Here is a 24,590-nt window from a genome sequence, read left to right on the forward strand (position 1 = left end):
ACAAATAAATCATCTTATAAACCAGATTAAATAGAAATAATATAGCGCTTTTATAGTAACTACGCTGATAATCACTCATAAAATATTCTAGCTAACTTGACAGTCAAATATTTACGATTATATTTATCCTACAGATAGTGCTTACTAAATACTCACTATCTCCTTACAATATTTTAATAATAAAGAGGATTTTTATGAAACAACTATGTTCGGGTATTATTTTTTCTATTGCAGCAATAGGACTAGGCATGCCAACACTCACATATGCAAACCAACAACCTAAACCTAATGTTACTATTTTAGCAACAGGTGGCACCATTGCAGGGAGCTCTAAGTCAAGCACAGACACCACCAATTATGCCGCTGGTTCACTCAGTATCCAAACATTATTCGATGCAGTTCCTAATCTAAAAGAAGTAGCCAACGTAACAGGTAAACAAATAGCCAATGTCGACAGCAATGATATTACTGCTGACATACTCCTCACACTAAGCAAAACAGCAAATACCTTATTAAATGGCGATCAACAAGGCGTTGTAATCACTCATGGCACGGATACCCTAGAAGAAACTGCATTCTTCTTGAGCCTTACCATCAATAATAAAAAACCTGTCGTTCTTGTTGGTGCTATGCGCCCAGCAACCGCTATTAGTGCCGATGGCCCGATGAACCTATTTGAAGCAGTAACACTTGCTGGTTCTAAACATGCAGTAGACCGTGGCGTCATGGTTGTACTCAATGACCGTATTGCCTCAGCTTACTATGTCACCAAAACAAATGCCGTCGTTAATGATACCTTTAAGGCAATAGAACAAGGTTACTTAGGTTTGTTTGTAAATGGCCAACCTAAATTCTTCTACACGCCGGCAAAACCTATTGGGCAAGTGTATTTTGATACAAGTAAATTAAAATCCTTACCACGTATTGACATTATTTATATCCATCAAGACCAAGATGATGTGTTATTACAGGCTGCACTAAAAGCAGGTGCTAAAGGTATTGTCATTGATGCAACAGGTAACGGTAATATGCCTAAGCCTTTAGAAAAAGTTGTTAACGAACTCAGTAATAAAGGTATACCCGTGGTAATCACCTCTCGTACAGGATCCGGTTATGTCTCTGATAAAAGTTATGGCATTAGCAGCGGCTTCTTAAATGCACAAAAATCACGTATTTTATTACAATTGGCTATTGCAACAGGGGCTAATCATAAACAAATTACTGAATACTTCGATAAGCAACGCTAAGTTAAAAAAATTACTCATTTTTATCTAAATGATGTAAAAATACGTCTATACGGAATCCTACAACGTCCATACATAAAAAAGGCTAGCAAATGCTAGCCTTTAATGGTTATTAGACATTAAAACTTATAGTTAACATTCAACTGCCCTTGATAGTTACTAAAGCTGTTATTACCCCATTGCCCCCCCATTTGAGCTGATACACTCCATTGTTTGTTAATGTTGCCCTGTAGTCCTATTTTGGCTTCTAAGCGATCTTTAGCAAAACCATCTTTGTAGGATTTTCCATTGAAGTCAAGCTCGTTCTTAGCCGTAGTGTCTAGCCAGTTAACTTCTATGAAGGGTTCTATCAGGTCTTTTTGTATACCACGAGCATGGAAGCGTACACCTAGGCGTGTGTCTAGCCCACTGGCGTTGTTGTTGGTGATGCTGAGGTTGTTTTTGTCGTGTTGGTTGTCTGCATCGTAGTGGTTGTAGGTAAATTGTGCTTGTGGTGTTGCTAGCCATTGGTAGTCGCCACTCTCGGTAAGTGGTATGCCATAGCCAAGTTCAACGGAGTTGCTCCATACGGTGCTGTTGTATTTTTTTGTGCCTTGTTGGGCTTCACCTGAGATTTCATTACGATACCAGCCCATTTGGCTCCAGAGGTCTACGTATAAGCCTAGGTTGGTGTCTTGGTTTGCGAAGTAGGTGCCATAAACACCGGTGGTATAGCCTTTAACTTTGCCATCTGTTTTGGTGCCAGTACTGTCTGATTTGTTGGTATTTTTGGCATCACCATAGCCTGCCATCATGCCGAGGTGGAAGTAGCCACCATTGTCAAGAGCCCAGACGTTTAGGTCTCCTCCCATTTGGAGGCTGTAGCTACGGTTGCGGTTGTTGAGTTGCCCATGAACGCTGTCGTAGCTTCCGTGGGTCATTTTGGTTCTCATCCAGAAGAGGCTTTTGGATGCATCGTTGTTTTTGCCATCTGAGGAGGAGATGAGTCGATCAAAGAGGGTTTGTTGGAACATTTGGACAGCGGCTGTTTGATTCGCTAGGTAAGCACCTATGGCTGGGTTGTATTGGATGATACCATTTCCACCAGCGTTGCCTTTGTAGTAGCTTGATAGATACCAGCTGTCATCGCTTTGACCTTGACCAAGAGTATACTCATAAGCACCTGCGACCACTGGGCGGCCTAGTTGGAATGCATCACTAGAGGAGGTTCCTTGTACTTCAACTACTTTGATGCCATTTCCTGTGGTGAGTTGTCCTAAATTCGCTGTACTGGCAGTTGGTGTGATATAAAGATTTGTTGCTCCACTGCTTGTGGTCACATTGCCATTGACGATGATAAGATCACTGGTTCCTTGACCACCGTTGCTGGAGGCATCATCTAATAGTGTGTTTAGGTAGATACTACCCCCGTCTGAAACATAGTTGCCATTGATAGTAAATGTATCACCAACAAGGTTATTGGCTCCGGTAGGGTTTTTACCTGTTAAATCAATAATGCCTGAGTTGGTGAGGGTGGCTACATTGAATATAGCATTGGTGGTTGTGCCATCGAAGTTTTCGTCAGCAAATTTGATGAGGCCTGCATTGTTAATTACCCCTCCAGACGTTCCTATAGTATAGATAATATCACTTTTTGAACCACTGCTGAAGTTCTTTAAATCAAGAATTCCAGCTGTTTGATTATTAAAGACTACATTATTGCCAGATAAGTTGGCACGGCCTATTATTCGGCCATTGTTATTAACGGTGGTATTTCCTGTACTATTTTGGCCTGATATTGCCATATCATTAAGAGAGGATAGTTCACTTCCTTGGGCTAGAACAATTTGTTGCTTACCAGAAGTACTTTTCATGAAAATACCTGCACTACTAGCATCGTTACCACCCATCACTTTAGCTTGTGAAGATAAGTTAATTGTATTTTCACCTGTCGTTGTAGTGCTAGCAATGCCAATACCATTAATATTGCCTGCATCTATTTGGCTGCTCACATTGATGGTTGAATTGCCTTGGGAACTAGCAGAAATACCTTTAGTAACTCCATTTCCTCTAACAGTTATATCGCCTCCCGTTGTTATAGTGATATCACCAGTATTACTAGTACTCTGTGCAAATATCCCTATTGCCTGATTTGATGAGTTTACTGAAGGATTTGATGACTCTACTGAAATATTGGCGGTATTGGTAATCGTTTGATTTCCAGTACCTAACGTGTTGATCCCATATGCTTGACTACTAGCTTTAACCGTTATATTTTGCGCATGTGTATTGATGGTATTTTCACGAGTTCGAGCATTAATACCATAAGCGGATGAGTTACTTCCTGTCGCATTAACTATCATGTCTGATTTATTGTCAATCGAAGTGTTTTTACCTATAGTATCTATACTAATACCATAAGCTGCACTATAGGCTGTGACTTTGATAGCGCCTGAACTAACATCTTGTATGTTAATTACTGATCCAGATGGATTACTTTTATTTTCTGTTCGTATGCCATAGGCACTACCTGAAGCACTTTCAACTGTAATATTGCTATTATCCAAAATAACATTAGTTTCAGCAAAACCATTATTAGCATAGGCCCAAATCCCACCAACTGTATTATTATTAGCCTCTGAGCTAATATGCATATCTGTATTCTTTAAGCTAATACTATAAATTTGGCCTGTTGTATCTGCCTCCATTAATATTCCAATAGTGTTTTTGCTAGAAGCATTTGCTGTAGTTTTTAAAGTAATACTAGAATCCATTAAATTGACAGAAGTAGCATCATTCAGGTTCGAGCCAACTGCAATAGCTCTAGCGTGATTTGCATAGGTACTTGTTGTATCAATAGTTAGACCTGTTGCATTAAGATGTAGGTTTTTATAATTCCCTTCTTTTACACCAAGAGCTATAACTATTGGTGCAAAAGAACTATATTTACTATCTCCTGGGTGCAATACGGAACCTGCTGGAGCAATACTATTCAAAGAAACATCATTAAGGATTAACTCTCCATCTCTCTGTGTTTCAGAAATATAACCACCGCTAGTGTTATTACAGCTAGGGTTACAAAATAACTGCTGAGCATAAATGATAGGACTGATAAACAGCAATAAGCTAAACGTAACGAAGTGATGGCTAGCTTTATAAGTAATCTGCAAAGAGTTATTAATTTTCATAAACATGCCCAGTTTATTCATCCAATAAAAACAAGAGGGCATTATACCTAAGTGTAATTAACTTAACTGTGCTTTATATCTCAATAACAACTATACTTATGATTTATTTAATAAATTATTAAAATATACGTAAAATCAAACAGAGTAAGGCAATAGAAGTCCTATATTTATTGGTTTAGTTTCTGTATGAAAGTAATTTTAAGGATTAATAGCCAAAAAAAAGCCCCACTATTTCTAGCAGGGCTTTTATGTTTGAAGCTTGAGGATGACCTACTCTCACATGGGGAAACCCCACACTACCATTGGCGATGCATCGTTTCACTACTGAGTTCGGGATGGGATCAGGTGGTTCCAATGCTCTATTGTCCTCAAGCAATTCTTTATGGGATAAGGTGTTTGGATAGTTAACCTTACGCCCCAAATCAGATATGCTTGTAAGTATTCACTTACGCGTTGAAGTTGATTAATTAGTTTAAAGTCTATTTCTGTGCTTCGGCAAACGAACTCATTTGCTCACTTTCGACTTATTTGCTTGATTCTTTGAGTCTAACTAAATAACTTGGGGTTATATAGTCAAGCCTCTCGGGCAATTAGTATTGGTTAGCTCAACGCCTCACAGCGCTTACACACCCAACCTATCAACGTTGTAGTCTTCAACGGCCCTTTAGGGGGATTAAATCCCCAGTGAGATCTCATCTTGAGGCAAGTTTCCCGCTTAGATGCTTTCAGCGGTTATCTCTTCCGAACATAGCTACCCGGCAATGCCACTGGCGTGACAACCGGAACACCAGAGGTTCGTCCACTCCGGTCCTCTCGTACTAGGAGCAGCCCCTCTCAAATCTCAAACGTCCACGGCAGATAGGGACCGAACTGTCTCACGACGTTCTAAACCCAGCTCGCGTACCACTTTAAATGGCGAACAGCCATACCCTTGGGACCGGCTTCAGCCCCAGGATGTGATGAGCCGACATCGAGGTGCCAAACACCGCCGTCGATATGAACTCTTGGGCGGTATCAGCCTGTTATCCCCGGAGTACCTTTTATCCGTTGAGCGATGGCCCTTCCATACAGAACCACCGGATCACTAAGACCTACTTTCGTACCTGCTCGACTTGTCTGTCTCGCAGTCAAGCGCGCTTTTGCCTTTATACTCTTAGCGTGATTTCCGACCACGCCGAGCGCACCTTCGTACTCCTCCGTTACTCTTTAGGAGGAGACCGCCCCAGTCAAACTGCCCACCATACACTGTCCTCAACCCGGATAACGGGTCAGAGTTAGAACCTCAAAATTGTCAGGGTGGTATTTCAAGGTTGGCTCCACTGAAACTAGCGTCTCAGCTTCAAAGCCTCCCACCTATCCTACACAGACAAGTTCAAAGTCCAGTGCAAAGCTACAGTAAAGGTTCACGGGGTCTTTCCGTCTAGCCGCGGATACACTGCATCTTCACAGCGATTTCAATTTCACTGAGTCTCGGGTGGAGACAGCGCCGCCATCATTACGCCATTCGTGCAGGTCGGAACTTACCCGACAAGGAATTTCGCTACCTTAGGACCGTTATAGTTACGGCCGCCGTTTACCGGGGCTTCGATCAAGAGCTTCGCGTTAGCTAACCCCATCAATTAACCTTCCGGCACCGGGCAGGCGTCACACCCTATACGTCCACTTTCGTGTTTGCAGAGTGCTGTGTTTTTAATAAACAGTTGCAGCGGCCTGGTATCTTCGACTGGCTTCAGCTCCATCCGCAGGGACTTCACCTACACACCAGCGCACCTTCTCCGAAGTTACGGTGCCATTTTGCCTAGTTCCTTCACCCGAGTTCTCTCAAGCGCCTTGGTATTCTCTACCTGACCACCTGTGTCGGTTTGGGGTACGGTTCCTAGTAACATAAGTTTAGAAGCTTTTCTTGGAAGCATGGCATCTATCACTCCCTAATTCAGAGAATTAGGTCGTCATCAGTTCTCAGTAATAATCTCCCGGATTTACCTAAGAGATCTACCTACAGCCTTTCAAGTGGACAACCAACGCCACTCTGACATAGCCTTCTCCGTCCCTCCATCACTGTTACTAGAAGTATAGGAATATTAACCTATTTTCCATCGACTACGCTTTTCAGCCTCGCCTTAGGAGCCGACTAACCCTGCTTCGATTAACGTATCGCAGGAAACCTTGGTCTTTCGGCGTGGATGTTTTTCACACCCATTATCGTTACTCATGTCAGCATTCGCACTTGTGATATCTCCAGCAAACTTCTCAATTCACCTTCACAGACTTACACAACGCTCCTCTACCGCTCATACATAGTATGAACCCGTAGCTTCGGTGGATAGTTTGAGCCCCGTTACATCTTCCGCGCAGGCCGACTCGACTAGTGAGCTATTACGCTTTCTTTAAAGGATGGCTGCTTCTAAGCCAACCTCCTAGCTGTCTATGCCTTCCCACATCGTTTCCCACTTAACTATCACTTTGGGACCTTAGCTGACGGTCTGGGTTGTTTCCCTTTTCACGACGGACGTTAGCACCCGCCGTGTGTCTCCCGTACTGAAACTTTCTGGTATTCGGAGTTTGCATCGGGTTGGTAAGTCGGGATGACCCCCTAGCCGAAACAGTGCTCTACCCCCAGAAGTTATATACGAGGCGCTACCTAAATAGCTTTCGAGGAGAACCAGCTATCTCCAAGCTTGATTAGCCTTTCACTCCGATCCACAGGTCATCCGCTAACTTTTCAACGGTAGTCGGTTCGGTCCTCCAGTCAGTGTTACCTAACCTTCAACCTGCCCATGGATAGATCGCTTGGTTTCGGGTCTATACACAGCAACTAAACGCCCTATTAAGACTCGCTTTCGCTACGCCTCCCCTATTCGGTTAAGCTTGCTACTGCATATAAGTCGCTGACCCATTATACAAAAGGTACGCAGTCACAGAACAAGTCTGCTCCCACTGCTTGTACGCATACGGTTTCAGGTTCTATTTCACTCCCCTACTCGGGGTTCTTTTCGCCTTTCCCTCACGGTACTGGTTCACTATCGGTCAGTCAGTAGTATTTAGCCTTGGAGGATGGTCCCCCCATCTTCAGTCAAGGTTTCTCGTGCCCCGACCTACTTTTTGTGCACTTAGATTCATTAATGTATTTTCGTGTACGGGATTATCACCCTCTATGATTGGCTTTCCCACGCCATTCCACTAATATCACTAACTTCTGAGCACTGGCTCCTCCCCGTTCGCTCGCCACTACTTGGGGAATCTCGGTTGATTTCTTTTCCTCAGGGTACTTAGATGTTTCAGTTCCCCTGGTTCGCTTCTCAACACCTATGTATTCAGTGTTGGATAACTGAGGTTCTCTCAGTTGGGTTTCCCCATTCAGACATTTACGGATCATAGCTTTGTACCCAGCTCCCCGTAACTTTTCGCAGGTATCACGTCTTTCTTCGCCTCTGACTGCCAAGGCATCCGCCGTATGCGCTTATTCACTTGACTATATAACCCTAAATTATCTAGAGCTACACAACCAAAGAATTAAACTTTTTTCGCCGAAAACTTGCGCTTGAGTTCGCAAGATTTTCACCTTAGCATTAGTAATTAGACCAGTAATTACTAATTAATCTTTACTTCTTTGCATATCTAATTTGTTAAAGAACAGTCTAACTTTAGAAGTTAGAAGGTAACTCTCTTTCTTTCAAAAGAATTAGCTTCTAATCTCTAGATTCTGGTGGAGCCAAGGAGGATCGAACTCCTGACCTCCTGCGTGCAAAGCAGGCGCTCTCCCAGCTGAGCTATGGCCCCATTCATTTGGTGGGTCTGGTAGGACTTGAACCTACGACCCCACGCTTATCAAGCGTGTGCTCTAACCAGCTGAGCTACAGACCCTAATCTGTCGACTTCTCAGGCCTTAGCCCAATCTTGTTCTCTTCAATATAAATCAAGTAATTCGTGTGGGTACTTGCAGTACCAGCTTTCGTTTAAGGAGGTGATCCAGCCGCAGGTTCCCCTACGGCTACCTTGTTACGACTTCACCCCAGTCATGAATCACTCCGTGGTAACCGGCCTCACGAGGTTAGCCTAGCTACTTCTGGAGCAACCCACTCCCATGGTGTGACGGGCGGTGTGTACAAGGCCCGGGAACGTATTCACCGCGACATTCTGATTCGCGATTACTAGCGATTCCGACTTCATGAAGTCGAGTTGCAGACTTCAATCCGGACTACGATTGGTTTTTTGAGATTAGCTCCACTTTACAGTTTGGCGACCCTCTGTACCAACCATTGTAGCACGTGTGTAGCCCTGGCCGTAAGGGCCATGATGACTTGACGTCATCCCCACCTTCCTCCGGTTTGTCACCGGCAGTCTCCTTAAAGTGCCCACCTTTACGTGCTGGTAACTAAGGATAAGGGTTGCGCTCGTTACGGGACTTAACCCAACATCTCACGACACGAGCTGACGACAGCCATGCAGCACCTGTGTTCCGATTCCCGAAGGCACTCTCGCATCTCTGCAAGATTCCGGACATGTCAAGGCCAGGTAAGGTTCTTCGCGTTGCGTCGAATTAAACCACATGCTCCACCGCTTGTGCGGGCCCCGTCAATTCATTTGAGTTTTAATCTTGCGACCGTACTCCCCAGGCGGTCAACTTAGTGCGTTAGCTACGCTACTAAAATCTCTAGGATTCCAACAGCTAGTTGACATCGTTTACAGCGTGGACTACCAGGGTATCTAATCCTGTTTGCTCCCCACGCTTTCGCACCTCAGTGTCAGTATTAGTCCAGTTAGTCGCCTTCGCCACTGGTGTTCCTTCCTATATCTACGCATTTCACCGCTACACAGGAAATTCCACTAACCTCTACTATACTCTAGTCAATCAGTTTTGGATGCAGTTCCTAGGTTGAGCCCAGGGATTTCACATCCAACTTGATAAACCACCTACGCGCGCTTTACGCCCAGTAATTCCGATTAACGCTTGCACCCTTCGTATTACCGCGGCTGCTGGCACGAAGTTAGCCGGTGCTTATTCTGTTGGTAACGTCAAAGCAGAGTCGTTACTTCTGCCCTTCCTCCCAACTTAAAGTGCTTTACAATCCGAAGACCTTCTTCACACACGCGGCATGGCTGGATCAGGGTTTCCCCCATTGTCCAATATTCCCCACTGCTGCCTCCCGTAGGAGTCTGGGCCGTGTCTCAGTCCCAGTGTGGCTGATCATCCTCTCAGACCAGCTACAGATCGTCGCCTTGGTGGGCCTTTACCCCACCAACTAGCTAATCTGATCTAGGCTCATCCAATAGCGGTACAATAAAGCACCTTTCCCCGTAGGGCGTATGCGGTATTAGCGCGAGTTTCCCCGCGTTGTCCCCCACTACTGGGCAGATTCCTAGACTTTACTCACCCGTCCGCCGCTCGTCAGCAGGAGCAAGCTCCCCTGTTACCGCTCGACTTGCATGTGTTAGGCCTGCCGCCAGCGTTCAATCTGAGCCATGATCAAACTCTTCAGTTTTAAATCTTTTGCTTCATAAGAAGCGAAAACGGCTCAGTAATTAATCGAAAACTCTATTCTATGACGAGTATTTCGTATTACTGATATCTTGTACCAGTACTACAAACACCCACACGATTTACTTGATTTATTTTGTTAAAGAACGGTTGTCTGCGTTTGCTTTCAACTTCAGACGAGGCGCGCATTCTACGCCTTTTTTTACCTTTGTCAACGTATTTTTAATCTTTTTTTGATTTAATTTCTTAAATTTCGAAAGGTTTCTACTCAACAAGGGCGTATAATTATATAGAGCTTTAAAGCTTTGTCAAGAAATTACTCATTTATTTTACTCTTCAAGTTTCACTGAATAGGTAAGAATTTCTAATTGCTTAAATTGCATATCTATTAATTGCACATAGGCTATCTGCTGAGTATTATTTTCATTTAGTAAATTTGTTACTACATTAGCTACAGCAAAATATCTATCAGCAACTTTAACTATCCTAATAGGGATGTTAATAAAATACATATCCTTATCATCTTTATCCAGTGTAAATATCTTTACTGCAAATCTATTTTGATATTCTTTATAGTCCTTAACATCAGGTGACAGCTCTAAAATAAATGATGTTTCTACAAATTTTTTATTAATGAAAATACATTTCACTTTCCCCTTTTGCTGTGCGTTGCTACAGTATTGAGAGTGACTAATAAGAGGACTATAGTTAAACCCTGTATCCTCTGTAATTATTTCTTCTATTTTATAATAGCTTGCCATTTCATAGGACTTTCTGTATCCAAAATCTAATGCAGGCAATTCTGTTTTCTTTATTGTGTAGGGTGCATAGTAACTGGGAATATAGACTATTTTTTGTTTTTTTATTCCTTTATCAATGATGGAAAGTCGAATTTTCTCTTGGGTATGCAAAGCTAAATATGATCTAAACACAAGCGTATAGGAAACCAAGAAGAAGCCTAGATAGCCGATCAATAAAAAGTAACTTAATCCCTTCACTTTATTACGAACATCCAACGCCGCATCAAGCATAAAGGCCAATGCAAGGTATAAAAAAAACACTCCCCCAACATAAGTTCTAGGTTTATATGCCATTGGTGAAGCTATTAAGACACAACCATAAACCAAGGTAGCTGTTATAAAAATCAAGACCAGTTGTTTATCTTTTTTAGTTAAAAATGTCCAACCATAGCTAATCCCCCAGGCCATAATAAAATAAATCAAACCATAACTTTTTAATACGTTAGGAAATACTCCTGTAAAATGTTCATAGAGTCTCTGTGAGAATGTTAGTGCTTTCCACTCATTGAAAATAGGATCAGCTGCTCTGACAAAATTGCCTGGTGCAAGAATTAATATAGCACTTCCAAGTATCACTAAACATAAGCAACTGATGGTTATTTGTCTGCTAGGTGTTCTATTAATGAATGCAAATAAGAGTAAGCAAAGACTCAAGTAACAAAGCGTAATACTCAATGCTTCATTCGAACATCCAGATAGGAATGCCAACAAGTAAATAAGACAATATTGCTTATTGTTAATTCTTTGTAAATTAATATATTTCAGTAAATACTTAATATAGAAAGAGATTACAACTAACGGCCATAGGTAATTAGCAGCACCTATTATCCAAAATGTTGACTCTCCTAAAGCAGGGTTAGTTAGCCAATAACTAATAAACAATAAGCTTGCTATTTTCCAAAATTGAGTAGTTTCTTTTTGGTTGTTATAATTTATTAATGTTACTATATTGTAAATTAGTATTGGAATTGCAAGACTATTAAGAAGAGCAATAATAACGCTGTTATGAATCGCCATGATGGTAGAAGAGAAATAGTCAATAAAAAAACGTCCACTCCATGTCAAATAATGATTAAAATGTTTCTCTAAAGAGCTTCCTAGCAAATAATATCCATAGTCATCCGGATTTTTAGGAGTTAAAACACCTATAGCCGTAACTAGCAAAAACATGGTTATTAAAGCTATCCATAGTTTATTAGTATAAGTATTTCCTTTTACCATATTAGTTACTTTCCCTCACCTTTAGTTTAACTTGGCATTCCAAGGCGGATAATGGCTTCATTGGGGTCCCTTGATTTATTGTGATCATGAAGCTTGATTAAATACTCATCCCATAAAACCGCATACTCTGTAACTAACTTATAAAGATACTCCCAAGAATAGAGCCCTGAGTCATGGCCATCATCAAAAATTAATTTTAGTGCATAATGACCAACAGGTGTAATTTCTATTAACTTAACATACTTTTTTCCATACTGAATAATCGGCTGACCATGCCCCTGAACTTCTGCCGAAGGGGAGTAAACCCTTAAGTACTCAGCGGGTAGTTGGTACTTAAGTTGTTGGTAGGTGAGCTCAAGAAGATTAGATTCTTTTTTGAGTTTTATCAATTCTGGGATTTTCATTTCACCTATAACTCAACTTCAACGGTTTCTGATACCTTTTTTGCTTTATCTATGGCTTGGTCTATTGTATTTCCTCTTGCGAGGGCAACCCCCATTCTTCTTTGTCCAGACACTTCAGGTTTACCAAAGAGTTTGATATCTGTAAGTGGCTCACTCAGTGCTTGCAGTAGTTTTTTAAAGGCAACTTTTTTTGACTCCCCATCAACCAATATGACGGATGAAGCAGCTGGACCATATTGTTCTATATAAGGGATGGGCAAGCCTAAAATAGCTCTTGCATGTAAAGCAAACTCAGATAAGCTCTGGGATATAAGCGTTACCATACCTGTATCATGAGGTCTTGGAGAAACTTCACTAAACCAAACTTGATCGCCTTTCACAAAAAGCTCTACACCAAACACACCTCTTCCGCCTAGTGCTTCGGTTACTTTTTCGGCAATTTCTCTAGAGGCCGATAGCGCTTTCTCTGTCATTGCTTGGGGCTGCCAAGACTCTCTATAATCACCTTTTTCTTGACGGTGACCTATAGGCTCACAGAATGAAACACCATTGATATGTCTTACTGTTAATAAGGTAATTTCATAGTCAAAGTCTATAAAACCTTCAACAATCACATTACCGCCCCCAGCACGTCCGCCTTCTTGTGCATATTTCCACGCACTTTGAATATCCGCTTCACTTTTTATAAGCGACTGTCCTTTACCTGATGAGCTCATAACAGGCTTAACAATACATGGGAAACCTAATTTTTTGACAGCCTGTTTATATTCATCTTCATTGCTAGCAAATTGATAAGGTGAAGTAGGTAGCTTTAACTCTTCAGCAACTAAACGACGTATACCTTCTCTATTCATGGTCAGTTTAGTCGCCCGTGCTGTTGGAATCACTGTATAACCTTCTTTCTCTAAAGCAACTAAAGTATCTGTCGCAATAGCTTCTATTTCAGGCACAATGTAATGTGGCTTTTCTAATTCAATGACCTTACGTAATGCGACATCATCTAACATGCTAATGACATGGGATCGATGAGCAACTTGCATAGCAGGTGCATTAGAATAACGATCAACCGCAATAACTTCACATCCTAGCCGTTGTAGTTCAATCGCTACTTCTTTACCTAATTCGCCTGCACCACAAAGTAACACACGTACAGCTGTTGATGACATCGGTGTACCAAGCTTTAACATAAAACATTCCCCAAACTATTAATTTTTTATCTGTTTATATATTGCCATATAACGAAAATTTAGCCTAGAAAAAGCATGATAACCACTTTTAAAACTTTCCAATAGCCAATTATGTTTTTTTATTTTATGAATTCTACTCATAAGTCTATGCCAATTTTATGGACTAATCATATAAGCGTATTACTTTTACAATAGTGTAATAAATAAAAGGAGGCGACTATGTTACCTAGTCTAAAAGAGTATGAAGTAAAATTGCTGAATAATAATGTCTGGCAACGCAGTGCATTATCACCACGTGATCGCTGTTTATCTACTATAGCAGTTGCCATCTCACTTAATGAGCCGACTTTATTAGCGCAGCAAATTTTTTTTGGCATCAAGCATAATATTACTCCCATTGAAATAAATGGAATCGTTACACACTTGGGCTTTTATTGCGGTTGGGGTAAAGCATTAGAGGCATCAAAGATAATACTACCTATCTTCGAACAACTAAAAATAGATATAACCACTATTCAGCCTGCTCCTCCGCTGTTTAAGCTTAATGAAGAGTTTGAATGTAACCGTGCTAAAGCCGTTGAAGAAAATGTTGGTAGTGACCTTTTCCCAAATCTTGTAAATGACACAACACAAGTGCTATTTCATGATTTATGGCTTAGATCAGATTTGCAACCCCGTGATCGTAGCCTTATTACTGTTACCTCATTAATTGCTAACGGGCAAGTTGAACAAATAGGTTTTCACCTTGGTAAAGCGCTGGATAATGGTTTTACTCATGAGGAAACAGCGGAGCTTATCAGCCATCTTGCTTATTATGTAGGCTGGCCAAATGCTATGTCATCTATACCTGTAGTAAAAAAACTTTTAAATAATCACTCATAGGTATTACGTGTCATTAAAAATAACTTTGTCGATGTTGTTAATGTATACCTCACTATCCTTTGGAGGAAGTAATATGTCTACTATTAGTGTTACAAAGGCTCCCCTACAGCCTTCTATTGTGGGAAACAATGAGCAATTCACTGGAGCAGTTCGTATTGACTCACACTTTCAAGCACCAAACCCTGCACGTATTGGTGGTGCACTTGTTACCTTTGAACCAAATGCGAGAACAAATTGGCATACTCATCCACTAGGCCAAACGCTCTTTATTACCCAAGGTAGTGGTTGGGTACAAGAATGGGGGAAAGAAAAACAATTAATTCAGCAAGGTGATATTGTTTGGATTCCTGAAAACATCAAACATTGGCACGGCGCATCTAAAGATAGGGCCATGATTCACTTTGCTATTGCAGAATCATTAAATAATAGTGCAGTTAATTGGTTAGAACCTGTTTCTAATGAACAATACTCAAAATAGTTATCATTAATTTAAAAGCACTACTCTATAAAGGGCAACTTACCAGCATAAGCAATGACATATCCATTTTTAATGGTTGTCTTTCTCATTACACTATCTCAAAAGTTGCCTTTATGACATTATCATTTGTAATATAATAAACAAATATTCTATGGTTTATAATAAGCAATGATAACTGAAATAAACATTCGTAAAGCGACACATGCTGATATTGACACGATGATTCAGATTGAAATATCTGCTGCAATGCTTTTCTCTACATTGCCATCAGAATTTTTAAAAAAATTACCCAACGATATCCCTAATCGTAACCAGCACTTCTATAACGCTATGATCTCTTCTGATATGAGTTGGGTCATTTGTGTCAACGGATTGGTAGTAGGCTTTATATGCACAACGTATATTCAAAAAGAAAATACATTACATATCTATGAGTTTAATGTAGCACAAACGTTTCAAAAGAAAGGGCTAGGAAAACAACTATTAAACTTTATTATTAATATTGGAAGGCAAAAAGGGTTTTTGCGGCTGACATTAACAACGTTTAAACATGTCCAATGGAATGCCCCATTTTATGCCTCCAATGGTTTTGTCATCATGGATGAAACTCTCTTGAATAACCGATTACAAGATATATTAAAAGAAGAGCATGACTTAGGGTTTCCCGATAACTCTCGATGTGCAATGCAATTATTTCTCTAACGCTATCACACCAACAATCCACAGACTAAATTAATTATGAAAACTGCTGATAAGACTCTTACAAAGCCCCCAATCAGGATTACTTTTTTAAAAGTAATCCTGATAATATGAACAAAATACCTAACGACATTAAGTAGCCATTATTTGACTACAATAGATTTACCTCGTCCCCTAGGGTCAGAAACAGCTTCTGTTTTTTTATTAACAATCTGAATGGCTTGAATATCACCACTAAACTCTTGCTGATAAAAACTGTAACCCATAAGCTCAAGGGCATTTTTCAAGTCATTAGGCACGCCATTTTGGAAACGCTCAATAAAAATAAGATTTTTAGGCAACAGTTGATGGTGATAGCGAGGAGCCTCTACCGCTTGTTGTAATACCATATGATTATCAAAAACATTAGTTACTACTTGAAAAATAGACGTAAATATACGAGAACCACCGGGGGTTCCTATTACCATCACAATGTCATCATCTTTTGTAAAAATACTCGGAGCCATTGAAGAGAGAGGTCGCTTATTAGGTTCAATCGCATTGGCATCATTACCCACTACACCAAACTGGTTCGCTACACCAGGTTTGCTACTGAAATCATCCATTTCATTATTAAGTAAAATACCTGTACCCTCAACGACCACACCCGCACCAAACCAACCATTCAACGTATAAGTATTAGATACTCCATTACCCCACTTATCAACCACAGAAAAATGCGTCGTTTGCAACTTTTCATGGTTATTGGTTAAACCTGGTTTCACCGTTTCAGTAACAGAAATCGCCTTAGGATTTACTTGACTAGCTCTTTTAGCCACATAAGCTTCATCAACTAATTGACTAACAGGCACCGTGACAAAATCAGGATCACCTAAGTACTCAGCACGATCAGCAAATACGCGCTTTTCAATCTCTGCTAATAAATGTACATATTGCGCTGAGTTGGGTTTAACACCTTTAAAATCATCTGCTAAGTCTTGCTTCATTAATAACAACTGAATCAAACCAATACCACCAGAACTAGGTGGCGGTGCGGTAATAATTTTCATGCCATTCCAATCAGCAACCAATGGTTCACGCCACTTAGCTTGATAATTTGCCAAGTCACTCTCTGTGATTAAGCCGTCATTCGCTGCCATTTGCTTAGCAATTAACTGAGCTGTTTCACCTTTATAAAATCCATCACTCCCCTGTTCAGCTATGCGCGCTAAGGCTTTACCTAACTCAGGTTGTTTAAATAACTGGCCTGCTCTCATAGCACCAAAATACTGTTTAAAATGCCCATTAGTAGGTGTTTTATCAACAGCTTCTTGATAGCGCTGTATCAGCTGTTGATGTACCTTAAAGCCATCATTGGCATAATGAATAGCCGGAGCTAACACATCCTTCCACGGAAGTTTGCCAAAACGTTGATGAACGGCCCACATTCCTGCAACTGTACCAGGGACACCCACCGCTTTATGTGAATACAAGCTTAAATTAGGAACCACCTCTTTTTTGTTATCAAGGTACATATCCTTAGTTGCTTTGGCTGGTGCTACCTCTCTGTAATCTAGAAAATAAGGCTGTCCATCCATCCAAAGGGTCATAAAGCCACCACCGCCAATATTACCCGCCTCTGGATACGTAACGGCTAAAGCAAAAGCTGTTGCCACCGCAGCATCAGCCGCATTACCGCCCTTTTCTAAAATTTCTTGAGCAGCTATTGCACCATAATAATCAGGAGAGGCTACAGCCCCTGCATCAAATTTTTGTGTTACTTTTTCTACTGCTAAAACATGTTGACTAATTACCAATAATACAAGAAAACTATAGCATTTTATTATTGTACGCGTTAGATGCGTCATTCTTCATCTCCTATGAAAGTATTATTAATGCCATATACCTCCATAAAGCAAAATCTCTAAAAGGCATAATCTACCTGATAGAAAAGTACGCTAAACGCATGAGGGTAAATGCTCTATACCATAAAATACTCAGCATGACTTTCACAATAGAACTTTTAGCCAACAATAGATAATGATGAGCTAGATCAAAAGAACAGTGAAGTCTCTAACCATTGAATAAGCTGCTCTTTAGTAGGTGAGCAGTCTCCCCCTTCATGGGCAACTACGTAAGAGGCGATAGCATTGCCTAATAAAGTTGCCTTCTCCAAACTCCAAGAGGAACTTAATCCTGCCAAAATCCCTGCGGTATGACTATCGCCTGCTCCGATAGAATCTTTGACTGTTACAGGGAAAGCGGTAACGTGTTTAATCGTTTTATCTTGTACTAAAGCTCCTTGCTGATCAAGTCTAATCAGTAAAGCTAAATCGTAAGTATCTTGCCAATATTGTGCAAAACTGGCTATATCCTTTTCAAATAAATGAGGTTTGTCTTCTAATTTAGCCAAGTAGTGTGCTTCTTGCCGATTGAGTGTCAGTAATGGTCTAAAGTTTAATAATTGATGCAATTGTTGTTTAGTTAGTCGTTCTATGCGAGGGCCAAAATCAATGACTAATCGAAAAGGTGATTTAAGCCTTTGCAACCACTGCTCTACTTTAATACCTGACGGACTCAGCAGTTGATAGCCCGAAAGATAAATAATAGCATTCGGCTCTACGTGTATTTGCTGAAAAACCTCATCATTCCAATGGGTTTCAGCTCCCTCTACCGTCAAAAAAGTTCTTTCACCTGAAGGCTCAACCAACGCCATACACCAACCATTATCTAAATGCTCATTGTAAAGTGGTGAGCTAATACCATAGTGCCTTAATAATTGAGCTGTTTGCGTTGCCCATAAACCTTTACCGATAGGCAATGCAGAGTAAGACTCTACTCCTATTCGTTTTAATGCTAATGCAATGTTAAAAGCACAACCGCCAAGGTGCATACTTTTATAATCTAACAGCGTATCTTCACCACTTATAGGTAAGCGCGCCACATTCATACGTAAATCAATCATGGCAGAGCCTAACACACAAAGCTGAGACTGACAGTTGAGTGTAGCAATTGACTTAATGAGATCTTTATACATTTTCTTCTCTTAGCTGCCTAAACGCATTAAGTTTTTCACTGTAATAACCAAGGTCACAGCGGTTAGCGTCATCAAGCTGCTGCTTTAGGTCGGAGCGGATACCTTCAATGCCTGTTAACGCACCACAAATGGCGGTTGCCATCGCACCGATGGTATCGGTATCACCGCCTAAATTTGCCGATAAAACAGCACATTGATTAGGATCACCTTGGGCTAGCTCTACTATAGCAAAAGCAGCGGGTACTGACTCAATTGTAGCGGTGCCTGCCCCCACTTTATCGTAAATATCAATTAATATGGCTCGAGGGGATTTTTTGTGTGCTACGACGTCTAAAGCCATATCTAATCTTGCTGCTAAACTAGGACTAAAGGTAGTGATTTTTTTCATCTGAGAAATTTGTGCAATGGTAGAAACACCTAACTTGATCTCTTGCCAACTACACCCGTCGATTGCTTTTGAAACAGCCCATGCGACACAAACAGCACCGGCCACAGCCACATCTGATTTATGGGTTGGGCTAGAAGCAAGAGTAACCTGCTCAATAAAATTTTGAATATTCTTGGTTGGCAGCAAACAACCCAATGGCGATGCACGCATGGCTGCGCCATTGGTTAGTCCATTATTTTCAAGGCTTGCTATAGAATTTCCATTGGATAAATCAGTTAACGCTTGTTTTGACGTAGGGCCTAAAATGTTTTTATTAAATGCATCGAAATCCTGTGCCCACGCTAAAATATGCTGACCAATCGCATTAGCACAAATCTGCCCATTTTTTTCAATAATTGCGTCTGCAATGGCTAAGGCCATAGAGGTATCATCCGTAAACTGCGCCTTAGAAAAATAACACGCGGCTGTATTTTCTCCAGGGCCGTCTAAGAACCGATCAATCCAACCAAAAAACTGTTGTACTTTCGATTGAGGCCAAAGCTCAGAAGGCATCCCCATCGCATCGCCCAATACCTGCCCATAAAGCGCTCCTAAAATTCTTTGCTGTTTTAACATCTGATTGTTACTCCTTTCTAAACTTTAAGGTCAGTATTCAATGCAATGGACTGAATCTCATTTTTCTCTTTGAAGAAAAACAAAAATAAAAATAGGATCACAATAATCATCACCGAACCCAATACCCAAATACCAACCCAATGATAGGTTAAATTATTTTGTGGAGTTTCATATTTAAACAGATGGTCCATCAGCGCTCCCCCTAAAAGATAGCTCAATAAACTACCAAACCCTTGGCAAAAAAGGGTTATTAGTGCCTGTGCGGAGGAACGCATATGAATAGGTGCTTTTTTATCGACATAGATATAGGCGGTCACAAAATAAAAGTCGTAACAAACACCATGCAGTAAAATACCTACAAATAAGAAACTGTAAAGTAGCGCGTTATCTGTTCCCCCATAAATAAATAGGATATAACGCAGAGCACCCGTTACTAAGCCGAGGAGCAATACTTTTTTTATCCCTATTTTATGAATAAAAAAAGGTAAACATAGCATAAAAAATATTTCAGATACTTGCCCTAAAGACATCCAACCCGTAGCGTTCTTCATGCCATTTTCTGTTAAAAAACCATTCGCAAAAGCATAGTAAAAATCAAGCGGAATACAAAATAAAAAAGAACAGAAAGCAAATATGCAAAAGTTTTTATCTTTTAATAAAGCCATGGCATCAATACCCAGCAAGCTTTTGAGTGTTGTTTGTTGAGTTGGCTTAGGTGGTGTATCAGGTAATATCAGAGCATAAATACCCAAGAATAATGAGGCTGCAGCAGTAATAATCAACGGAATATTAGTGCTTGAAATATCACCAAAGCCAAGCCACTTAGGCAAGAATCCACAGACAAAACCTGAAAAAATCCAACCAATAGTTCCCAATACCCGAATAACAGGATAATGCTTAGCAATATCTACCACATGGCTAAAAGTAATACTATTGGTCAAAGCAATAGTAGGCATGTAGGTCAGTGAGTAAAGCAATAAAATAGGAAAGAATGTATTAAACGTGGTTTGCTGCGCGGCTAGATACATGAACACAGCTCCTAGTAAACAGAGCACTGACAATACCTTTTGTGCGGCAAAAAAACGATCGGTAATAGAGCACACAATAATAGGCGATAAAATAGCAGCAATTGCCGTTGTGGCATAACATAGCCCCACTTGGGTGGCTGTAAAATTGTTTTTATTTAGAATCTGCCACAAAGGAACAAACCATGCCCCCCAGATGAACCACTCCAAAAACATCATAAACGAGAGTTTAAGATTAACCTTTGTCATATTCCCCTCATAGACACTACCATTAGGTAAATGAAAACAACTTTATAGCCAGCTCTGTTATATTACAAAACAGTATACATTATTATAATTAATACGATCGTTACTTAGAGCAAGGCTCAATGCCAAAATGACCATATCGCTTGTAAGATCTAATCATACCCCAAGGACAGGAATGACAATACAAACCACTAACCCCATAATAAAAAACAGGCTATTACCCAATAAACTTAACTTATAGTTAGAAGCAATATACTCATCAAACGAGATTTGATCTCCCATACTTTGCAAATATTAGTACCTACCCCCGGTACAATATACGCCCACAAAATAGGAATTAACCATGCCAATAACCACTGATTCCAATTACCATAAGTCTGCCACCATAAATAAGCACTTAGCGGCACTAATATCAAAGCTGTAATATACGAATAGAACGCTAGTAATTTATTCATTTCAATCCAAATTTCATGCCGTGTTTTTTATACACTTCTTTTCGAAATAGTAAGGTATAACGCCAAAAAGAGAACACCCGCCGCATAGACTGTGACGTGACACGAATATCATAGAAACATCGAACAATCGAGGGAAAGCTATTAAAGTGATTACGTGCATTATAGATGCCACCTTTTAGGATTTTTTACACTTTTACAAGAAACTATTCTAAGAATCTTGGAATATTGCCTAATGTTATTCCTCTCAACACGTATTACACTTTTTACATAATTTACTCGCGCCTCTAATTAAGACTTGATTAGTCGCTAGGTCGATTTTTAATTTGCTCTTATGCTAAATCAGAAATTCTAATATCATTTAATGGAAGCAATCATGAAAAAGACTAAAATCGTCTGTACACTCGGGCCAGCAACAGACTCTCCTGACACCCTAGATCAATTACTCATCAATGGTATGAATGTCGCTAGGTTTAACTTTTCTCATGGAACACATGCTGATCATCAAGCTAGAATAGCTGCTATTAGAGAGTCCTCTAAACGTGTGGGAATTCCAGTAGCTATCATGCTCGATACAAAAGGCCCCGAAATGCGATTGGGCTGTTTTATAAACGGGAAAGTAACATTACAAAAGGGCCAACAGTTTATTTTAACAACGGAAGATCGCTTGGGTGATGAAACCATCGCTTCTATTAATCACCAAAACCTCCCCCAAGAAGTACAAGTAGGTAACAAAATTTTATTAGCCGATGGACTGATAGAACTTACGATTCAATCAATTCAAAAAAACCACATTATAACAATCGTTGAAAATACGGGGGGTATTAGTGATAGAAAGCGTATTGCAGCGCCTGGTGTTAGCTTAGGGCTTCCACCTGTTTCAGAAAAAGATATTGAAGACATTTTGTTTGGTATTGAACAGGATATAGACTTCATTGCAGCATCATTCATCCAGCGTGCTTCCGACGTACAACTTATTAAAAAAATATTAAACGATCATAACGCAAGCATTCAAATTATCTCTAAAATTGAGAATGCCGAAGGCGTTAAAAATATGACAGAAATTCTGGAGGTATCTGATGGGCTTATGGTAGCACGAGGAGATTTAGGTGTAGAAATCCCTGCTGAAGAAGTTCCTCTTATACAAAAAGAAATGATTAAACTCTGCAATAAATTAGGTAAACCCGTTATTACAGCAACCCAAATGCTAGAAAGCATGATCTCTAATCCTCGACCAACAAGGGCAGAAGCATCCGATGTCGCCAATGCCATTTTAGATGGAACGGATGCGATTATGTTAAGCGGTGAAACAGCCTCTGGACAATACCCTGTAGAAGCGGTTAAAACCATGTCTTCACTCGCTAAACGAACAGAGCAAGCCATTGATTGTGAAACAGCACTAATTCACTCAGGTTTTAAAAGAACCAATACAACGGATGCCATCAGCCATGCTTGCGTACAGATTGCTGTTGAGTTAAATATCAAAGGGATTATTATTCCTACCGAAAGTGGCTTTACAGCACAAATGGTATCGCGTTACAAACCACAACCCTTTATTTTTGCTGTGACACCTCATGAGAAAACCGTGAGACGCTTACAATTAATTTGGGGCGTGATAGCATTACAAGGAAACCAAAGCAGTAATACAGATAGCATGACTAAAGAAGCTATTCAATGTTGTCTGAACACTGGGCATATTAAAGTAGGCGATCTTGTTGAAGTAACAGCTGGCATACCTATTGGTACCCAAGGCAGTACCAACATGATACAAGTACACATTGCAGGCAATAGTTTAGGTAGCTAACCCTCTGGTTAGCTATTTTTACTTAAACTAATCGTTTTATGAAAGCGTTGTGTAACCAAGTCTCTATTTTTAATGACCTACGATTAAAAATAAATGACCACCATTGCTACAAAAATAGCATATAGGCTACTGACCCAAACTAGTGCTCGGCAATCAACAATGCCTCGACGAAATATTTGCCACAAAAAGGCTATTGCTAACATCGTAATAATACCAGAGGTTAGCAGCAAGCCATCGAATTTCCAAGGGGTAAAGAATATGCCAAGGGCACTGGGAATAGTTGCTTGAATCATCATTGCACCTGAAATATTAGCAAGTGCCAAACGCTCTTTTCCCTGACGAACCCAAATAAGAGCATTCATCATTTCTGGTAGCTCTGTTGCAACAGGGCTAAGCAATACAGCCACCAAAGTGGGTTGCCAATGTAAGGCTATGGCAATCGATTCAAGTTGGATTACAAACTGGTGAGAGGCAAAGCCAATAACCAATAAAGATAGCAGTGTTTGTAAACACGCCAAGGCTAAGGAGGGATTAGCTGTAGATGGGCAGATCTTTAATGGTTCCAACGCTTCTTCATCGGATGAAGTATCAGCATCCTTAATCTCACGCCATACATAGATTGCATAAGCAAGTAAGAATAAAATGCCGAGCCAAGGCTTAAAAGAAAAAACGATAAGACCAAGCGCTACTTTGACTACAAATATCGCAAGAAAAGTTCCTTGGTCTCTACTAATGCGAGCGTGATCCACACTCAGTTGATACGAGTTGCGTCTAAGTCGTTTTCGATTAAATATTAGCACTAACCCCACAATAGCATAAGCGAGTGTTGCCAATACGAGAGGACCTCCCATCGCAGCACCAATGCCAAGATTTTTTTGTTCAGGCGTATTACCGAATACAACAGCCATAAAAGTTACAACACTTTCTGGTAATGCTGTACCAAAAGCGGCCAATACCGAACCAACAGCAGTAGCACCAAGACGCAAACGACGACCAAGCCACTCGATCCCGTTCACGAAATATTCGCAAGAAAAATAGATTGCCCATGCAGATAGAAGAAATAATGTGAACGTGAGAAGCATAAAAAAATCCAGCTGAGCGAGTGAAAATCCAATGGCACGACAATGCAACTCGCTCAGCTGGCAATATGCATTTCGGCCAAAGGTCTCGTTTAGCTTTCATCGCTTGCGCGACGGCTGTTCACGCCATGAGGCATATCCCTCAAGCTTGTTGACATGAACTCCTTAGCTGATTGCTAAGAATAACTACTCCCCAATGACAATAGCTGATCATTCTAGCAGTAAACGGTTTTTTTTGAAATATATGTATTCAAATCATAAGAAATAATAATCTTTCCTAATACTGCTATTCTAGCTTTTTATTAGATACAACGAAGACTAGTTATCATTTTAAAAATATATTAATTTACGACAAATTAGTATTAAATATACAATAGTAGAATTGATCTTTTAAAAAAAGATAA

Annotated in this window: 15 protein-coding genes, 2 tRNA genes, 3 rRNA genes and 1 riboswitch; of the genes, 5 read left to right on the plus strand and 15 right to left on the minus strand. The window is 40.3% G+C overall.

Going from position 1 to position 24,590, the window contains the following annotated elements:
• Positions 1 to 194: 194 nt before the first annotated feature.
• Positions 195 to 1,247 carry an asparaginase gene (locus DM558_RS10325; protein WP_127163937.1) on the plus strand — a complete coding sequence of 351 codons (1,053 nt, stop codon included), beginning with the start codon at positions 195 to 197 and terminating at the stop codon, positions 1,245 to 1,247.
• A gap of 116 nt (positions 1,248 to 1,363) precedes the next feature.
• Here DM558_RS10325 and DM558_RS10330 read toward each other — a convergent pair whose 3' ends face one another.
• The 9 genes from DM558_RS10330 to purT form a co-directional block, all read right to left on the minus strand.
• A complete protein-coding gene (locus DM558_RS10330; RefSeq protein WP_164731439.1) occupies positions 1,364 to 4,411 on the minus strand; it encodes an autotransporter family protein in 3,048 nt (1,015 codons plus the stop codon).
• 257 nt (positions 4,412 to 4,668) lie between these two features.
• Positions 4,669 to 4,784 (minus strand): 5S ribosomal RNA (gene rrf, locus DM558_RS10335).
• Positions 4,785 to 4,980: 196 nt separating this feature from the next.
• A 23S ribosomal RNA gene (locus DM558_RS10340) occupies positions 4,981 to 7,885 on the minus strand.
• Between the two features lie 230 nt (positions 7,886 to 8,115).
• A tRNA-Ala gene (locus DM558_RS10345) sits at positions 8,116 to 8,191 on the minus strand.
• 7 nt (positions 8,192 to 8,198) lie between these two features.
• Positions 8,199 to 8,275 (minus strand) — tRNA-Ile (locus tag DM558_RS10350).
• A 93-nt stretch (positions 8,276 to 8,368) separates the two neighbouring features.
• Positions 8,369 to 9,894 (minus strand): 16S ribosomal RNA (locus DM558_RS10355).
• Together the 16S, 23S and 5S rRNA genes with 2 tRNA genes alongside form the textbook arrangement of a ribosomal RNA operon.
• 325 nt (positions 9,895 to 10,219) lie before the next feature.
• Positions 10,220 to 11,911 carry a DUF6056 family protein gene (locus DM558_RS10360; protein WP_127163939.1) on the minus strand — a complete coding sequence of 564 codons (1,692 nt, stop codon included), beginning with the start codon at positions 11,909 to 11,911 and terminating at the stop codon, positions 10,220 to 10,222.
• 26 nt (positions 11,912 to 11,937) lie between these two features.
• The gene (locus DM558_RS10365) at positions 11,938 to 12,315 is read right to left on the minus strand and encodes a gamma-butyrobetaine hydroxylase-like domain-containing protein (RefSeq protein WP_127163940.1); all 378 of its coding nucleotides are present in this window, start codon (positions 12,313 to 12,315) and stop codon (positions 11,938 to 11,940) included.
• Between the two features lie 5 nt (positions 12,316 to 12,320).
• The gene (gene purT / locus DM558_RS10370; RefSeq protein WP_127163941.1) at positions 12,321 to 13,502 is read right to left on the minus strand and encodes a formate-dependent phosphoribosylglycinamide formyltransferase; all 1,182 of its coding nucleotides are present in this window, start codon (positions 13,500 to 13,502) and stop codon (positions 12,321 to 12,323) included.
• 219 nt (positions 13,503 to 13,721) lie between these two features.
• Between purT and DM558_RS10375 the strand changes: the two genes are divergently transcribed.
• From DM558_RS10375 to DM558_RS10385, 3 genes are all read left to right on the plus strand, one after another.
• On the plus strand, positions 13,722 to 14,384 hold the full coding sequence (locus tag DM558_RS10375; RefSeq protein ID WP_127163942.1) for a carboxymuconolactone decarboxylase family protein: 663 nt from the start codon (positions 13,722 to 13,724) through the stop codon (positions 14,382 to 14,384).
• Positions 14,385 to 14,457: 73 nt separating this feature from the next.
• Positions 14,458 to 14,862, plus strand: a complete 405-nt coding sequence (locus DM558_RS10380; protein WP_127163943.1) for a (R)-mandelonitrile lyase — start codon at positions 14,458 to 14,460, stop codon at positions 14,860 to 14,862.
• A gap of 168 nt (positions 14,863 to 15,030) precedes the next feature.
• Positions 15,031 to 15,564, plus strand: a complete 534-nt coding sequence (locus DM558_RS10385; RefSeq protein WP_127163944.1) for a GNAT family N-acetyltransferase — start codon at positions 15,031 to 15,033, stop codon at positions 15,562 to 15,564.
• Positions 15,565 to 15,704: 140 nt separating this feature from the next.
• Here DM558_RS10385 and ggt read toward each other — a convergent pair whose 3' ends face one another.
• From ggt to DM558_RS15840, 5 genes are all read right to left on the minus strand, one after another.
• Positions 15,705 to 17,408, minus strand: a complete 1,704-nt coding sequence (gene ggt, locus DM558_RS10390; protein WP_127163945.1) for a gamma-glutamyltransferase — start codon at positions 17,406 to 17,408, stop codon at positions 15,705 to 15,707.
• 185 nt (positions 17,409 to 17,593) lie between these two features.
• Entirely contained in the window at positions 17,594 to 18,577 is a 984-nt protein-coding gene (locus DM558_RS10395; RefSeq protein WP_127163946.1) for a PfkB family carbohydrate kinase, read from the minus strand.
• Positions 18,570 to 19,580, minus strand: coding sequence for an ADP-ribosylglycohydrolase family protein (locus tag DM558_RS10400; protein WP_127163947.1), 1,011 nt, complete (start codon positions 19,578 to 19,580; stop codon positions 18,570 to 18,572). The genes DM558_RS10395 and DM558_RS10400 overlap by 8 nt, the downstream gene beginning before the upstream one ends.
• A 17-nt stretch (positions 19,581 to 19,597) precedes the next feature.
• Positions 19,598 to 20,854 carry a nucleoside permease gene (locus DM558_RS10405; RefSeq protein WP_127163948.1) on the minus strand — a complete coding sequence of 419 codons (1,257 nt, stop codon included), beginning with the start codon at positions 20,852 to 20,854 and terminating at the stop codon, positions 19,598 to 19,600.
• 227 nt (positions 20,855 to 21,081) lie between these two features.
• A complete protein-coding gene (locus DM558_RS15840; protein WP_127163949.1) occupies positions 21,082 to 21,306 on the minus strand; it encodes a hypothetical protein in 225 nt (74 codons plus the stop codon).
• A gap of 373 nt (positions 21,307 to 21,679) precedes the next feature.
• On the opposite strand from DM558_RS15840, the gene pyk reads away from it, so the two are divergent.
• Positions 21,680 to 23,107 (plus strand): pyruvate kinase, encoded by a 1,428-nt coding sequence (gene pyk / locus DM558_RS10415; protein ID WP_228411735.1) that lies wholly within the window; start codon positions 21,680 to 21,682, stop codon positions 23,105 to 23,107.
• Positions 23,108 to 23,190: 83 nt separating this feature from the next.
• On the opposite strand, the gene DM558_RS10420 is transcribed toward pyk, so the two are convergent.
• On the minus strand, positions 23,191 to 24,189 hold the full coding sequence (locus tag DM558_RS10420) for a sodium:calcium antiporter (protein ID WP_127163950.1): 999 nt from the start codon (positions 24,187 to 24,189) through the stop codon (positions 23,191 to 23,193).
• An 82-nt stretch (positions 24,190 to 24,271) separates the two neighbouring features.
• Positions 24,272 to 24,393, minus strand: a riboswitch (yybP-ykoY riboswitch).
• Between the last annotated feature and the right edge of the window lie 197 nt (positions 24,394 to 24,590).

The organism is Entomomonas moraniae (assembly GCF_003991975.1).
Lineage (GTDB): Bacteria > Pseudomonadota > Gammaproteobacteria > Pseudomonadales > Pseudomonadaceae > Entomomonas > Entomomonas moraniae.

Bases quoted from the DNA above. Each gene is read 5' to 3' on its own strand.
- DM558_RS10330 (WP_164731439.1), bottom strand. From the start codon at position 4,411: ATGAAAATTAATAACTCTTTGCAGATTACTTATAAAGCTAGCCATCAC.
- DM558_RS10405 (WP_127163948.1), bottom strand. From the start codon at position 20,854: ATGACAAAGGTTAATCTTAAACTCTCGTTTATGATGTTTTTGGAGTGG.
- ggt (WP_127163945.1), bottom strand. From the start codon at position 17,408: ATGACGCATCTAACGCGTACAATAATAAAATGCTATAGTTTTCTTGTA.
- DM558_RS10385 (WP_127163944.1), top strand. From the start codon at position 15,031: ATGATAACTGAAATAAACATTCGTAAAGCGACACATGCTGATATTGAC.
- DM558_RS10395 (WP_127163946.1), bottom strand. From the start codon at position 18,577: ATGTATAAAGATCTCATTAAGTCAATTGCTACACTCAACTGTCAGTCT.
- DM558_RS10365 (WP_127163940.1), bottom strand. From the start codon at position 12,315: ATGAAAATCCCAGAATTGATAAAACTCAAAAAAGAATCTAATCTTCTT.
- DM558_RS10380 (WP_127163943.1), top strand. From the start codon at position 14,458: ATGTCTACTATTAGTGTTACAAAGGCTCCCCTACAGCCTTCTATTGTG.
- DM558_RS10325 (WP_127163937.1), top strand. From the start codon at position 195: ATGAAACAACTATGTTCGGGTATTATTTTTTCTATTGCAGCAATAGGA.
- purT (WP_127163941.1), bottom strand. From the start codon at position 13,502: ATGTTAAAGCTTGGTACACCGATGTCATCAACAGCTGTACGTGTGTTA.
- DM558_RS15840 (WP_127163949.1), bottom strand. From the start codon at position 21,306: ATGAATAAATTACTAGCGTTCTATTCGTATATTACAGCTTTGATATTA.
- DM558_RS10400 (WP_127163947.1), bottom strand. From the start codon at position 19,580: ATGTTAAAACAGCAAAGAATTTTAGGAGCGCTTTATGGGCAGGTATTG.
- DM558_RS10375 (WP_127163942.1), top strand. From the start codon at position 13,722: ATGTTACCTAGTCTAAAAGAGTATGAAGTAAAATTGCTGAATAATAAT.
- DM558_RS10360 (WP_127163939.1), bottom strand. From the start codon at position 11,911: ATGGTAAAAGGAAATACTTATACTAATAAACTATGGATAGCTTTAATA.
- pyk (WP_228411735.1), top strand. From the start codon at position 21,680: ATGAAAAAGACTAAAATCGTCTGTACACTCGGGCCAGCAACAGACTCT.
- DM558_RS10420 (WP_127163950.1), bottom strand. From the start codon at position 24,189: ATGCTTCTCACGTTCACATTATTTCTTCTATCTGCATGGGCAATCTAT.